8 protein-coding genes are annotated in these 14581 nt (G+C 46.5%); 5 read left to right on the top strand and 3 right to left on the bottom strand.

What is annotated here, in order from left to right; genetic code table 11:
- Positions 1 to 15: 15 nt before the first annotated feature.
- Complete coding sequence (locus tag AOC06_RS07335) at positions 16 to 4149, bottom strand: YhdP family protein (protein ID WP_255879931.1); 4134 nt, start codon at positions 4147 to 4149, stop codon at positions 16 to 18.
- A gap of 78 nt (positions 4150 to 4227) precedes the next feature.
- Here AOC06_RS07335 and glnE point away from each other — a divergent pair, with 78 nt between their 5' ends.
- Positions 4228 to 7044, top strand: coding sequence for a bifunctional [glutamate--ammonia ligase]-adenylyl-L-tyrosine phosphorylase/[glutamate--ammonia-ligase] adenylyltransferase (gene glnE, locus AOC06_RS07330; RefSeq protein WP_215379837.1), 2817 nt, complete (start codon positions 4228 to 4230; stop codon positions 7042 to 7044).
- Here glnE and recN read toward each other — a convergent pair.
- A complete protein-coding gene (gene recN / locus AOC06_RS07325; protein WP_215379836.1) occupies positions 7030 to 8700 on the bottom strand; it encodes a DNA repair protein RecN in 1671 nt (556 codons plus the stop codon). The two genes, glnE and recN, sit on opposite strands and share 15 nt — an antisense overlap.
- Positions 8701 to 8726: 26 nt before the next feature.
- A complete protein-coding gene (locus AOC06_RS07320) occupies positions 8727 to 9632 on the bottom strand; it encodes an NAD kinase (RefSeq protein ID WP_215379834.1) in 906 nt (301 codons plus the stop codon).
- A 37-nt stretch (positions 9633 to 9669) separates the two neighbouring features.
- Between AOC06_RS07320 and hrcA the strand changes: the two genes are divergently transcribed.
- The 4 genes from hrcA (at position 9670) to dnaK (ending at position 14498) form a co-directional block, all read left to right on the top strand.
- Positions 9670 to 10680: a heat-inducible transcriptional repressor HrcA gene (hrcA, locus tag AOC06_RS07315; RefSeq protein WP_112205160.1), complete on the top strand. Its 1011-nt coding sequence runs from the start codon at positions 9670 to 9672 to the stop codon at positions 10678 to 10680.
- Between the two features lie 27 nt (positions 10681 to 10707).
- Complete coding sequence (hemH, locus tag AOC06_RS07310; RefSeq protein ID WP_215379833.1) at positions 10708 to 11802, top strand: ferrochelatase; 1095 nt, start codon at positions 10708 to 10710, stop codon at positions 11800 to 11802.
- A gap of 70 nt (positions 11803 to 11872) precedes the next feature.
- On the top strand, positions 11873 to 12409 hold the full coding sequence (gene grpE / locus AOC06_RS07305) for a nucleotide exchange factor GrpE (RefSeq protein WP_215379831.1): 537 nt from the start codon (positions 11873 to 11875) through the stop codon (positions 12407 to 12409).
- A 157-nt stretch (positions 12410 to 12566) separates the two neighbouring features.
- The gene (dnaK, locus tag AOC06_RS07300; RefSeq protein WP_215379829.1) at positions 12567 to 14498 is read left to right on the top strand and encodes a molecular chaperone DnaK; all 1932 of its coding nucleotides are present in this window, start codon (positions 12567 to 12569) and stop codon (positions 14496 to 14498) included.
- The last annotated feature ends 83 nt before the right edge of the window (positions 14499 to 14581 follow it).

Below are 14581 nucleotides of genomic sequence, written 5' to 3'. Positions count from 1 at the left end.
TTGAGTATAGAGAAATCATTCAACCGGGCTTGCGGCCACAGGGGCTGGAGTGGGGGTGGGATTGCCTGAAGAGTTTGGCTTACTCTGTTCTTTCAGCAAACCTTTTTTACGAATTGTGTCCAAAGTTTTCTGATCCAAAGGCTGCCCTTGTTGATTCAGTGGTACAACCTCTGGATTGCTCCATGATCCTTGAATGAGATAGTCTGATTGCATCGAGCGATTGATTTGATTGCTTACTAAGTATTGACCAACTAAAGCACTCAGGCCAACGATTGGGTTAATCGCAAACAGAGCGAGTGAGCCCGCAGTGGCGTCGATCGTTGGGAAAATGGTCACCCGTAAATCTTGTGTTTGCTTAGGGACATCAATTTGCCCATTCATCGCAACGCGCGCCTGATCTAGAATCATCACAAACTGATCAGTCTTGGCAATGCCATTTTGGATATTGAAAGTGGTATTGATGGTGTTGAAAGCCGTGCCTTTACTCACGAGATTTCCGACGCTGCCTTGCAGGTCCAGTGTGGCGAATTTAAATAGACTTTGTAAACTCAATACATTCAGGATTTGGGCTGCGCTGGAATTAACCTCGAGCAGACGCCCCTTTTCTAGCTTGAGATTCAGCTGTCCGCTCAAAGTTTGAAAATCAGGTGAGAAGGGATTGCTAATCCACTCTAGCTTGCCAGTCAATTGGCCTTGACCACCTTCAACCGATTTTGCTGGAGTCCAGTGCGCAATGATTTGACCGGCATCCTTAATTTGGAGATCTGGAATAAGTGATGTCTTCTGTTGACCTGTTCGAGGATCGATGCTCCATTGGCCGGTAATTGTCGCATTGTCTTGTGGATTAATAACCTGCAGCTTTTCTAGGTTGAGCAGATTCTTGGTGGTTTGGCTTTTAATTTTGACTAGACCAAGTTGGGCTCGTTCCCAAACAAAATTATCTACCGTCAGATCTAGGCTGGGTATAGAGTTTGGCGAAAGCTTGGTGTTGGGCGTTGCTACTTTTTTATCCTTAGAGACGGCTTTAGGGTTTTGCTCATCAATCAATTTCAGAAGATCAAGATGACCGCTGATCATGCCACTTGGTAGAGCAGAGGATGGCTCACTGTAAAGAACTTGCCCGGTTATTTTGGGAGAGCTCAAATTCAATTTCCAACTCTTATCTTTGAGGCTTGCAGTGAGGCTGAGATTGGGCCAAACATAGTCTGCGGCGGTCAATGCTTTGACTTGAGCGTTGATTTGGATGCCATCGGATAAGCTCGTTGGACTCTTACTTGGAGGTGTTTTAGCTCTATTGGCGGACAAAAATGCCAGCCATGTATCGAAATTAAGTTCATTGACTTGAATGCCTAAATTCAAGCCTTGTGAGGGCATCGCTGCGACCCCGCCAATACCGATCGCATAACGTAAATCGTTATTCTGATTTAGTGCGCCTTGAGTAAAGAGCTGGCTGCCTAAGTTTCCAGACCAGCTAAGCCGATCCGGATTGGTTTTTTTAGCAAAGGTTTGTAAAAGCAACTCGCCTTGTAAGGATGCGCCCCTTTGTTTTTTGAGAGGCATCGGAGTATTGCTTGCCCAGTTGTCTAGATTGAGCTTCAGCTTTGTTTCGCTACCTGCCTTGCTGAAACTGATCAGGCCATCATATTTGGCAATTCCGCTCATGCCATTCAATAATGTTCTTACTGACTCTGAAATTTCAGAGGAGTAGTTCTTTATAAAATCTGCGCTGAGGTCGCCAGTAATGGTGAAATTTTGTTTATCTGTTGATGATGGTGCGCTCGCCATTTTGATTGAGCCGCCCAAAAATTGAGCGCTGACATCCTCAAATTCAGGGTTACTTTCAGTGATGCGTACTTTGCCATTCAAGTGTTCAAGCGGCGGAATATTGCCCCACTGCGCCATATTGTTTTCAAGACTGAGAAGTGCATCTATTTTTGTATCGTCACTGTTGTTCAGTGGAACTTGTAGCTTGAGATTCAGGTCAAGGGGACCTGCAAGCTTGAGATTCTTCTCAAACTCTGGACGTTTTTTGCCAAAAGGCGATGCAAACAGATAGTCCAACATCTGAGGGGCTTGGCCCTTGGCATTGCCATTTAAAGCAAGCGCTAGTTGATTGGCGCTCACATTGGGTATTTGTGCATTGATATTGCTTATGCTGATCTGTTGATGATTGGCCTGTGAAATATCCACATTTAAGGCAGATTGTTTCATGCTGATCGTTCCAACAATATTCGTAAAGTCTCCCCACACTCCTTGCTCGGGACTTACTAATGGAGCTGGCCTGAATGTCACCCCGTTAATGGGAAAGGTCAGAGCAAACTCTCCTGCGCTACCTGGGGGGAATGGGGCGCTATTGGGATCTCCATTGATGTGAAGACTTCCATTCTCAATCTTGCCTGCTGCAAATGCTTTACTTAAATACAGTTTGGTATCCGTTGACATTGTCACTGGCAGGTAGCGGTAAGCATTGACCAAATTTGCTTGCTGAAAATCAATATCTAAGTTGAGATGATCGGCTTGCTTTGGTCCTGTCATCAGATAGGCAAAGTTAGCTTTGGCTTTTAGATCCGCATTTTCAATGTTCAGCGCTTTTGAGCTAATCAACCAGCCCCCACTCTGTTTGTTCCAAGTGATTTGTCCTTGGGCTTGATCCAGTTTGATTTTTGGATCCAGTAAGAAATCTTGTACTTCAATTTCTAGCTTGGGGGAATTTAGGGTCAGCACACCCTGCTTCTGATCCCCAGCTAATTGCCCAGTGAGATGGGAGACGCTAGGGATGTCTTTGTTAATACCAGTAAAGCTGAGATCGACCAGACGGGCGTTGATGCTGAAATCTAACTTATTAAAGTTGAGCCATGATCCTGGAATCGGTAGGCTGGAAAGGGCAGATTGTTTTTCTGCCCAATGCATATCCAGATCTTGTAGTTCACCATCTGCTTTTGCAATTGCAATCCATTGATGAATTTTCTTGGAAAGCGGAAGGTTTAATGCAAAGCGAGTCACATCCTTCACCAAAATTTTGGGAGAGCTAAAACCAAACTCTTTAATTTCTTCACCTGGCTTAGGAGGAAGCCACCGAAATGTCATGGGGCTCAGGTGTTGCAGTGGCGAGTTGCTTGGGCTACTCATTTCACGCCATGCAAAGGATTGGGTGGTGATCGAGAGCAGTTGACCTTCGCTTTCTTGGGTGAGCTCAGTTTCAAGTCGACTAAATTCAATCGGCGTATCTTCTTTTGCTAGTTGCAACCTAAATTGATCTGCCATTAAGGTCATTTGGCCGCCATCTGGCCTACCACCATTTAGGCTCACATGACCTTTTGAGCTCATGTTGCCGCTAAGAACATTAAATGGCATGTCAAAATCACGGCTCATTTTCTGGAACTGAAGATCGGAAAAATTCCATGCAAATTCACCAGCCCAATCACGCCAATTTCCAGCTTGTCCGCCAAAGCGATGAATGAAGTGGGCATTTAGCTCTAGTGAGCCATTATTCCAAGGAGTTTTCGCTTGAATCAGGGCATCATGTTTACGTATTCCGTTGGTTAAATGGAAATCTGCCAATTCAACGTCAGCATTCAGTGCTTTGCCTTGAGAATCTTGTAGATGGATCTGTGTATTGCTGACATGAATATCATCTTGCGCAAACAACCAATTGCCCGTCGAGAAATCATCCGAGCTATCTTTAATGGTGATGCCGGCAATTTGGATTGCTCCATCTTTAGAGCGCTGGATTTGAATCTGTGCATCTTCAATTTGCAGCTTATAGAAATAAGGCTGAAGATAATAAAAGCTGACTAGGCTTAATTCCCCATGAATTTTTTTAATCTGGAGTGGAGCAGATGAGTGATTGGCATCATTAAAGCGCAATCCCTCAATCGAGAATTGAGGTCTGAGTCCATCCCAAGAAACCTGAAGATGATCGATAGTGACATTCGTACCTAAGCGAGTGCTTAGTAGTTGTTCAATTGCGGGTTTAGATTTCTCAATACGAGGCCAAACAAGGTAGCGAACGCCGGCATGGAGCAGGCCTAAGAAAATGATCAAAGCCGTAACTAAGATCAAAAGTCGTTTACGCCAAAGATTGCCGGAGCCCTGCCAATATTTTTGAAAGGCATTTAGCAGACCAGGTGGAAGCAAATTTCGAAGCATGGGAGCTATTATCCTTCAGCCCATTGGAGATGACTATTCTTTGCTGGCTTGAGGGAATGAAGCGATTAAGATGGGGGAATGCGTGATTTTCAAGCCCAGCTGGAATTTTTAAAAAAGCACTCGACCTTTGCTGGGCGTTGGCTGAGTGCCCATCCTGAATGGGAGTTGTGGCTTGGCGAGGTCGGCGCAACCCAGGTGGATGAAGACAAAATTCTCGCTCTCCTGAAGCCCTGCCGGGAGTTACTAAAAAAAGAGCAGGTCGATGAAGCGCAATTCATGAGCGAACTGCGTTTGGTAAGGCAACGCTTAATCCTTTGGCTCGGCTTTCGGGATCTCAACGGCCTGGCTGACTTAGACGAAGTAACGCATAGCCTAAGTCTTTTTGCAGAGTCAGCTATCAATATCAGCATTGAATTCATTCGCGCTGATTTGAAGGAGCGGTTTGGTCTGCCTTGGAACGTCGACCTCAATCTTGAAATGCCCTTAATGGTAGTAGGCATGGGCAAGCTTGGTGGACGTGAGCTTAATCTCTCTTCGGATATCGATTTAATTTTTCTCTACGAGCATGAAGGGGAGACTCAAGGCGGACCTAAAAGCCTTTCTCATCACGAGTGGTTTACCCGAATGGGTAAACGTTTAATTAAATGCCTCGCCGAACATGATGCCAATGGTTTTGTATTTAGAGTTGATATGCGGTTGCGACCCAATGGTGACTCCGGTCCTCTAGTCTGCAGTTTGGAGATGCTTGAAGAGTATTTACTTGTGCAAGGACGTGAGTGGGAGCGTTACGCTTGGATCAAAGGCAGATTAATTGCGCCATCACCAAGATCAAATACTTTTACGCATTGTGAAAAAGAATTAGAGCAGCTGATTCGACCATTTGTATATCGACGTCATCTGGACTATGGAGTCATCTCGGCCATTCGCCAGCTCCACCGGCAAATCCAGCAAGAGGCTGAGCGCCGTTCTCTAAAGCACGAAGGGCGCTCTCGAGATATCAAGTTAGGCCGCGGCGGTATACGTGAAATTGAGTTCTTGGCACAAATGTTTCAGTTGATGCGCGGCGGCACTGAGCCCCAACTCCGAACTCGGGCAACGAGGGATGTGCTCCATTTGCTCGCTCAAAAAGGAATTTTGCCTAAAGATGAGGTTGATCAATTAAGTGCAGCTTATGTCTATCTGCGTCGTTTAGAGCATCGCATTCAGATTTGGGAGGATCAACAGACCCATTACCTGCCAGACGATCAAAACTCCAGAATCCGTTTGGCTGAGAGTATGGATCTAGGAACCATGCCCGAAAATGCAAATGCCTTCATGGCTCACTTAGACGAGCACCAAAATGCAGTGGCTCGCTACTTTGAGAAAGCATTTATTTTGGATGCGGGCGCTAGTCTAGAACAAGAGATGATCGAGATTGATTGGCAACCTAGTGCAACGAGCTTTCCGAACAGCTTAAAGCGCTGGCAGGTTTGGACTGAAAGCCATAAGCAAAAAGTTTTGCCAGAGAAGAGTCAATGGATTGTCAGAAAGCTGGTCCGAAAAGCAGCTGATTTTTTGGAGATGGACACGGCAATATCGCCCAATATGGATGAAGTGCTCTTACGTTTTTTTGATCTCCTAGAGGCTGTAGCAGGACGCACAGCATATCTAGCAATATTGGCGGAGTATCCGCAAGCGCTGCAGAATGTTTTGCAACTATTAAGGGCTTCTCAGTGGGGTGCTTCATATCTTACTCGTCACCCACACCTGTTAGACCACTTATTAAATCCACGTGCTGAGCTTGCGCTGACTCAAGAGCCTGTTGAATACTGGCGTGAGGTCAAGGCGAATCTCAATTTACGTTTAGATGATGCGATGGCTCATGAGGGCGGTACTGAGCAGGCAATGGATGTCTTGCGAGTGACGCACCATACTGAAACATTTATTACCCTCTTGGCTGATTTGGGTATCGGAGTGCAAAATGCACTGCCAGTAGAAAAGGTTAGTGATCATTTGTCTGCATTAGCTGACCTCATTGTGCAAACTGCATTTGAGCGTGTGTGGCCTAGTATTGCTAAGAAGTTTGATCAACATCCTGACACCCTGCCACCTTTTGCTGTGATTGCCTACGGCAAGCTAGGTGGCAAAGAATTAGGTTATGCATCTGACTTAGATCTGGTCTTTTTATTCGAGGCGGAAGATCAAAACTATGCAGCCCAAGAGATGTATGGGCTTCTAGCTAAGCGAATGATTAATTGGTTGACTGCATATACCTCGGCAGGCAGTTTATTTGAAATTGATACGCGTCTACGTCCTAATGGCTCGGCTGGATTCTTGGTAACCAATGCAGAAGCTTTTAAAAGATATCAATTACGTGAGGGTGATAACAGTGCTTGGGTATGGGAGCATCAAGCTTTAACTAGAGCGCGCCCTTGCGCTGGGAGCAAGCAGGTCGGTCAATTCTTTGACAGGGTTCGCTCAGCAGTGCTAAGTCAGGCACGTGATGTCGATGTCTTGCGTCGAGAAATTTCAGAGATGCGACAGAAAGTCCATGCCGGTCATCCCAACGCAACTGATGAGTTTGATTTAAAGCACGATGCTGGCGGCATGGTTGATATTGAATTTACCGTTCAATTTTTCATCCTAGCCTATGCATCTCAATATCCACAACTCATTCAGAACCTCGGAAACATTGCCTTATTAGGTGTTGCTGCGAAGGTGGGATTGATCAGTGAAGAGCTTGCCCAGGCAGTTTCGAATGCGTATCGACTGTTTAGGTCTAGGCAGCACCGCTTGCGCTTAGATGGATTTGAAAAAACACGAATGGATATTGCATTAGAGCCAGAATTTATGGCGGCGAGATCTGCAGTATTAAATCTTTGGGAAAGCGTTTTCAAGAGCTCAACTCTGCTCTAGTAGCTCCCGAGCATGTCGGCGGGTGGTATCGGTAATGGTTGCGCCACCAAGCATACGCGCAATTTCTTCCACCCTTTCATTTCTACCTAAGACATTTAGCTGAGACAGTGTCTTATCGCCTGATTGGGATTTGCTGACTTTGAAATGTTGGTTCCCTTGAGCAGCCACCTGCGGCAAGTGAGTGACACATAAAATTTGATGCGATTCACCAAGTTGTCTGAGTAGTTTGCCAACGGTTTCAGCTACAGCTCCCCCAATACCAGCATCGACTTCGTCAAATATCAAGGTTGGTGTGAACGAAGCTTTGCTAGTGATTACGCTAATCGCCAAGCTAATGCGAGCCAGCTCTCCGCCTGAGGCCACTTTACCCAAAGGACGCGGGGTGCTTCCTGCATGTCCAGCAACCAAGAACTCGACTTGCTCCAGTCCATATGAGGCGCCTTCATCCAAGGGCTTAAGAGCAATTTCCAATTGTCCGCCGGCCATCGATAAATTCTGCATGGCTGCGGTCACCAACTTAGCTAATTCAGTCGCCGCCTTTGCTCTCTTTTGAGAAAGCAGTTTTGCCGATTTAAGGTATAGGCTTTGGTGCTCTTGTACTCTATTAAGGAGTGCTTCAATATTCTGCGACGCACTGAGGGCATCTAATCGCTCAGAGGTTTCGCTTAAAAGTTGAGGTAATTGATTTGTGTCAGTACGAAATTTTCTGGCGGCAGCATGAAGTGCTTGCATGCGCTCTTCCAATTGATTAAGGCGCTCTGGATCTAAGTCAATCTTTTGTAGATAGCGATTAAGACCATGAACTGCTTCATCCATCTGAATTTGAGCAGACTCCAGTGCTTGACTGATTTCACCTAGAGCGGGATCATGCTGAGCCAAACTGCCAATACTGAGACTCGTCTTAGACAAAATCGATTCAGCAGAGTTTTCAGATTCACTCAAGCCATCAATAGCTTCTTGGCAGCCCGTAATAATTTTGGCTGCATTGGCTAGGCGAGCATGATCCACTTGAATGGCATCCCATTCACCCTCTAGTGGAGAAAGTGCTTTGAGTTCTTCATATTGCCACTCCAAGCGCTCACGTTCACGCTCGATATCCTGCCCTGCATTTTCTGCTTGGCTTAATCGTTTGCGCGAGTCACTCCATTGTTTGTAGAGCTCACCAAGCTCATGAACCTGTGGCAGAAGACCGGCATGCCGATCTAGCAGTTCACGCTGTGCACCACTTTTTAATAACAGTTGGTGGGCATGTTGACCATGAATGTCGACTAGCTGATCTCCAGCTTCACGCAGTTGTGCAAGGGTTGCGACGCTACCGTTGATAAACGCGCGGCTACGCCCATTACTTTCAATCGTTCTTTTTAGAAGAAGAGTGCGACCTTCCTCGCCCAATGGAAAGCCTTGCTCATCAAGCCAGTGATTGCAATGGGTAATCTGTTCATCCGCTATTTGAAATAGGGCGCTGATTTCTGCGCGTTGGGCGCCTTCTCGAATCTGGCTGCTATCGGCGCGTTCGCCTAAAACTAAGTCAAGCGCATCTAGGAGAATGGATTTACCTGCACCTGTCTCACCAGTCAGAACAGTAAACCCTGAGGCAAGATCCAGCTCTAACTGATCAACAATGACGAAGTCGCGAAGGGCGAGATTTTGAAGCATGATCTAGCGTACAAATAAATGCAACATCAGAATGTCGAGGGATACTCATTCCAATGCAGTTTCTCACGCAAAGTTTTGTAGTCACTATGAGCACGAGGATGCAAAAGACTGATGGTTTTTGTGGATTGACTCACTTCGATGATGTCGCCGGATTGTAGATTGGTCAGGGACTGCATATCAAAGTTCACAATCACCTCATGTCCTTCCACCACTTGAATACTAATCGTGACATCCTCAGGTAAAACGATGGGGCGATTCGATAAGGAGTGGGGCGCAATCGGTACGAGCAAGAAACCAGCAACACGGGGATGAAGGATAGGCCCACCCGCAGACAAGGCGTAGGCGGTAGAGCCGGTGGGAGTAGAAACAATCAAACCATCAGACCGCTGGTTGTACATAAAGGACCCATTTACGCTGACGGATAACTCAACCATGCCAGATATTCCAGAACGATTCACTACAACATCATTGAGTGCCAGAGCGCGGTTAATTTCTTGTTGATTACGAATCACTACTGCATCCAACAGGGTTCTAGTGTCAGCTTCGTAATCACCTGCAATGATTTTGGGCAATACGGCTTCAACATCTTGAATGGGGATGTCTGTCATATACCCAAGGCGACCCATATTGATGCCAACCAAGGGTACGTTACTGCCAGCCAACTGCCGTCCAATCGCCAGCATGGTGCCGTCACCGCCAAGGACCACAGTTAAATCAATTGACCCAGAAAATTCAGCGACCTGTTTGCTTTGAAAATCTTTCAGCCCCAAGTGACTTGCGGTGCCTGCCTCGATATAAACCTCGCAGTCCAGGCTTTTAAGCAGCGTTGCCAGGTCTTGTAAGTGGGCCAGGATTCCTTCGGCCTGGTATTTGCCAACCAGGGCAATCCGTTTAAAGGCTTTTTTAGGAGAATTTGCAGATGGGCTTAACATATAACGATTAAACCATAGGCACCCAATCCCTTCCACCATGGATGACCGTTCTCGCACCCTCCTTAAAACCCTTATCGAGCGCTATATCGAAGAGGGACAGCCGATTGGCTCCCGGACGCTTTCTCGGTTCTCGGGCCTAGACCTTTCTGCCGCGACGATTCGTAATGTGATGGCCGATTTAGAGGATTTGGGTTTGGTAACTAGCCCCCATACCTCCGCTGGCCGGATACCTACCCCCAGAGGCTACCGCTTGTTTGTGGACACCATGGTGACCGTTAGACCTCTTGAGGAGATCGCTGCTCGGGAGATGGAAAAGGGCTTGCTGCCGGATTCTCCCCAGCGGGTCATGAATTCAGCGGCACAAATTCTGTCTAATTTGACCCATTTTGCTGGGGTCGTCATGACGCCCAAAAGAGCGCAAGTCTTCAAACATATTGAATTTCTGCGTTTGGGGGAAGGCAAGATTCTGTTGATTGTGGTCACTCCTGAAGGTGATGTGCAGAATCGTATTCTGCCAACTACTCAGGACTACACCCCCAGTCAACTCATTGAAGCCAGCAATTACATTAACAGTCAGTTTGCCGGCAAGAGTTTTATTGAAGTCAGAAATCATCTTAAATCTGATCTCGATAACTTACGGAGTGATATTTCTGGCTTGATGGCTTTGGCCCTTCAAAGCGGAGTGACAGATTACGGCATGGGGCAAAGCGATGTAGTCATGTCTGGAGAGCGTCGCTTACTCAATGTGGGCGATCTCAGTTCTAATTTAGATAAGCTACGCAAGATGTTTGACCTCTTAGAGCAGAAGTCTGTTTTGTTGCAACTCCTAGATGTCTCGAGCCATGCCGATGGCATCCAGATCTTCATTGGGGGCGAGAGCGATCTCTTGCCCTACGAGGATCTCGCTGTAATCAGTGCACCTTATAGTGTCGATGGTCAGATTGTTGGAACCTTAGGCGTGATTGGCCCAACCCGTATGGCGTATGACAGAGTGATTCCGATTGTGGATATCACTTCTAAATTATTATCAGGGGCACTAAGCTCCTAATGACATTCTTTTGATGAGATATCTGCCTTGAATACCAATCCCCATTTACGCGCTTCCAAGACTGCAGTGTTGTTGCTGAATTTAGGGACACCCAGTGCTCCAACAGCAAAAGCGGTGAGAGCGTATCTCAAAGAATTCTTATCTGACCCTCGTGTAGTAGAAATTCCACGGGTGATTTGGTGGTGCATTTTGAACGGCATCATTCTGCCGATTCGCAGTGGAGCCTCCGCAAAAAAATATGCTTCGATTTGGCTGCCTAAGTTAGGCTCCCCTTTAATGCATTACTCAAGACTGCAGGCGAAAGAGTTATCAGAGGTATTTGCTGATCAAGGCCATACGGTGCTGGTAGATCTGGCCATGCGTTATGGTGAGCCTTCTACAGAGCAAGTCCTCATGAGTCTAAAAGAGCAAGGCATGGAGCGTCTGCTATTGCTGCCGCTCTACCCGCAGTATTCCGCTACGACCAGCGCATCGAGTTTTGATGAAGTCTTTCGAATACTAAAAACCTGGCGTGACCAGCCTGAGCTCCGCTTGGTCAAGCACTATCACGATCATCCAGCTTATATTCAAGCGTTGCGCAATCAAGTCCTCAGTGTCTGGGAAAAAGATGGTCGTCCCGATTTCGTAGCAGGAGATCGTTTTGTCATGTCATTTCATGGCTTGCCTAAGCGCAATCTCATGAAGGGGGACCCCTATCATTGCGAATGCTTAAAAACAGGTCGTCTCTTGGGCGAGTCATTGGGCCTTGAGCCAGGTGAATATCTGGTTACCTTTCAGTCTCGCTTCGGAAGGGCGGAGTGGTTAAAGCCGTACACCGCACCCATGATTGAGAAATTAGCTAAAGAGGGATGCAAGAGGGTTGATATCTTTTGCCCTGGCTTTCCTGCGGATTGCTTAGAAACGCTCGAAGAGATCGCAATGGAAGCGCGGGAGATTTTCTTGGAACATGGCGGTAAGGACTATCGTTATATTCCTTGTCTGAATAGCAATCCAAGCTGGATTGATGCACTTGCAGATATTGCTGAGCAGCACCTCTTGGGCTGGTCTTTGGGTACCGAGTCTGCTGATGAGTTGTCATTGAGAAATCAGCGTGCAGAATTAGCGAAAACCCAAGCTGTTTAGAGATATCCCTTGAAATTGGCAAACTTGCCCCCATCTTGCTTAGATAGCAAAGGTTTAATAAAACATCATCATGACAACTGAAAATCCAAATCCCTCCACTGAATCTGATCAGCCAGCACAAACTCCAGTCGAGCCAGAAATTACTGCGCAGACTCCTGAGCAAATGATTGAGGAGCTCAATCAAAAATTGCTTGAAGCCCAAGACAATTTTTTGAGAGCCAAGGCTGAGGGTGAAAATATTCGCCGTCGTGCAGTGGAAGACATCGCGAAAGCGCATAAGTTTGCGATTGAGAGCTTTGCAGAGCATTTGGTGCCCGTAACTGATAGCCTCTATGCCGCACTCAGCGCCGAAGCGGTTGATGCCAAGGCATTTAAAGAGGGTCTAGAAATTACCCTAAAGCAGCTTTTGAGTGCCTTTGAAAAGGGCAAGATGAGTGAGATTAATCCTGCGATAGGGGATAAATTTGACCCCCACCACCACCAAGCAATTGCTTCGGTTCCTTCAGAGCAAGAGCCCAACACAGTGGTTTCGGTCTTACAGCGTGGCTATTCCATTGCCGACCGGGTTTTGAGACCTGCTTTAGTAACGGTTAGCGCCCCAAAATAGCAGTTTTTCACTAGAAATACCCAGAAAAAGGCAGATTTCTGCCTTTTTTGTATTTCAGCCCTTGAATTCCAGTCATTAAACCCCATTTAGAGGGTATCAACTTATTACCAGTAGCAAGTAAGACAAATTACCTAACCATTTCATTATTGGAGCAATTATGGGAAAGATTATCGGAATCGACTTAGGAACCACGAACTCGTGCGTTTCAGTTGTAGAAAACAATGCACCTAAAGTGATCGAGAACGCTGAAGGCGCTCGTACCACCCCTTCAATCATCGCCTACCTTGAGGATGGTGAAGTATTGGTTGGTGCTCCTGCAAAACGTCAGTCAGTCACTAACCCTAAGAACACTGTTTACGCTGTTAAGCGTCTGATGGGTCGTAAGTTTGAGGATGCCGAAGTCCAGAAGGATATCGGCTTGATGCCTTACGCCATTATCAAAGCAGAAAACGGAGATGCTTGGGTATCTGCTCGCGACAAAAAAATGGCGCCGCAACAAGTATCCGCAGAAGTTCTGCGCAAGATGAAAAAGACCGCCGAAGACTACCTCGGTGAAGAAGTGACCGAAGCGGTAATTACGGTTCCTGCTTACTTCAATGATAGTCAGCGTCAAGCAACGAAAGATGCTGGTCGTATTGCTGGCTTAGATGTGAAGCGCATCATCAATGAACCAACCGCAGCAGCTTTGGCATTCGGTTTAGACAAGCAAGATAAAGTCGATCGTAAGATCGCTGTGTATGACTTAGGTGGTGGTACCTTTGACGTCTCCATCATTGAGATTGCGAACGTTGATGGCGAGAAGCAATTTGAAGTGTTGTCTACTAACGGCGATACCTTCTTAGGCGGCGAAGATTTTGACCAGCGCATTATTGATTGGATTATTGCTGAGTTCAAAAAAGAGCAGGGCGTTGATCTGAGTAAAGATGTTTTGGCATTACAGCGTTTGAAAGACGCTGCTGAAAAGGCCAAGATTGAATTGTCATCAGCCCAGCAAACCGAAATCAATTTGCCTTATGTCACTGCAGATGCAGGCGGGCCTAAGCATTTGAACTTGAAGTTAACTCGCGCTAAGTTGGAATCTTTGGTCGAAGAGTTAATTAACCGTACTGCAGGCCCTTGTTTAACAGCAATCAAGGATGCCGGTGTAAATGTAAGTGACATTGATGATGTCATTTTGGTTGGTGGTCAAACTCGTATGCCAGCGGTCCAAGACAAAGTGAAATCCATCTTTGGTAAGGAGCCACGTAAAGACGTGAACCCCGATGAAGCAGTGGCTGTAGGCGCAGCGATTCAGGGTTCCGTATTGTCCGGCGATCGCAAGGATGTCTTGCTGCTTGACGTTACCCCATTGTCATTAGGTATTGAAACCTTGGGTGGCGTGATGACCAAGATGATTCCAAAGAACACCACGATCCCTACCAAGCATTCACAGGTTTACTCCACTGCTGAAGATAATCAGCCTGCAGTAACCATCAAGTGCTTCCAGGGTGAGCGTGAGATGGCTGCAGCCAACAAACTCTTGGGTGAATTTAATCTCGAAGGTATTGGCGCTGCACCTCGTGGCCAGCCTCAAATTGAAGTAACCTTTGATATCGACGCCAATGGTATTTTGCATGTCACTGCAAAAGATAAAAACACGGGCAAAGAGAACAAGATCACCATCAAGGCGAATTCTGGTTTAACCGAAGAAGAAATTCAGCGCATGGTCAAGGATGCTGAAGCCAATGCTGAGGAAGATAAGAAGGCCTTAGAATTGGTCACCGTTCGTAATACTGCTGATGCTTTAGCTCACAGTACTAAGAAAGCGTTAGAAGAGCATGGTGCTGGTCTAGAAGCTGCTGAAAAAGAAGCCATTGAAGCTGCTTTGAAAGAGCTTGATGATGCAATTAAAGGTAGTGATAAAGCAATCATTGAAGCCAAGACAGAAGCACTAGGTAAAGCTAGTCAGAAGCTAGGCGAAAAAGTGATGGCTGCTGAGCAGGCTAAGGCAGGCGGCGCTGCTCCAGGAGCAAATCCCGGTGCACAAGCGGCCGCTGCTGATGCTGATGTGGTCGACGCTGACTTTAAAGAGGTTGATGACAAAAAGTAATAGTAAATTGCTAAGTCATTTTGTAGTGAAATAACACCAAGTCGGCCTCGTGCCGACTTGTGTCTTTCAGCTTGTTAAAGGGA

The organism is Polynucleobacter paludilacus (assembly GCF_018687595.1).
Lineage (GTDB): Bacteria > Pseudomonadota > Gammaproteobacteria > Burkholderiales > Burkholderiaceae > Polynucleobacter > Polynucleobacter paludilacus.
Note: the sequence above shows the minus strand (reverse complement) of the source record. Positions and strands in the feature narration are given on the sequence as shown.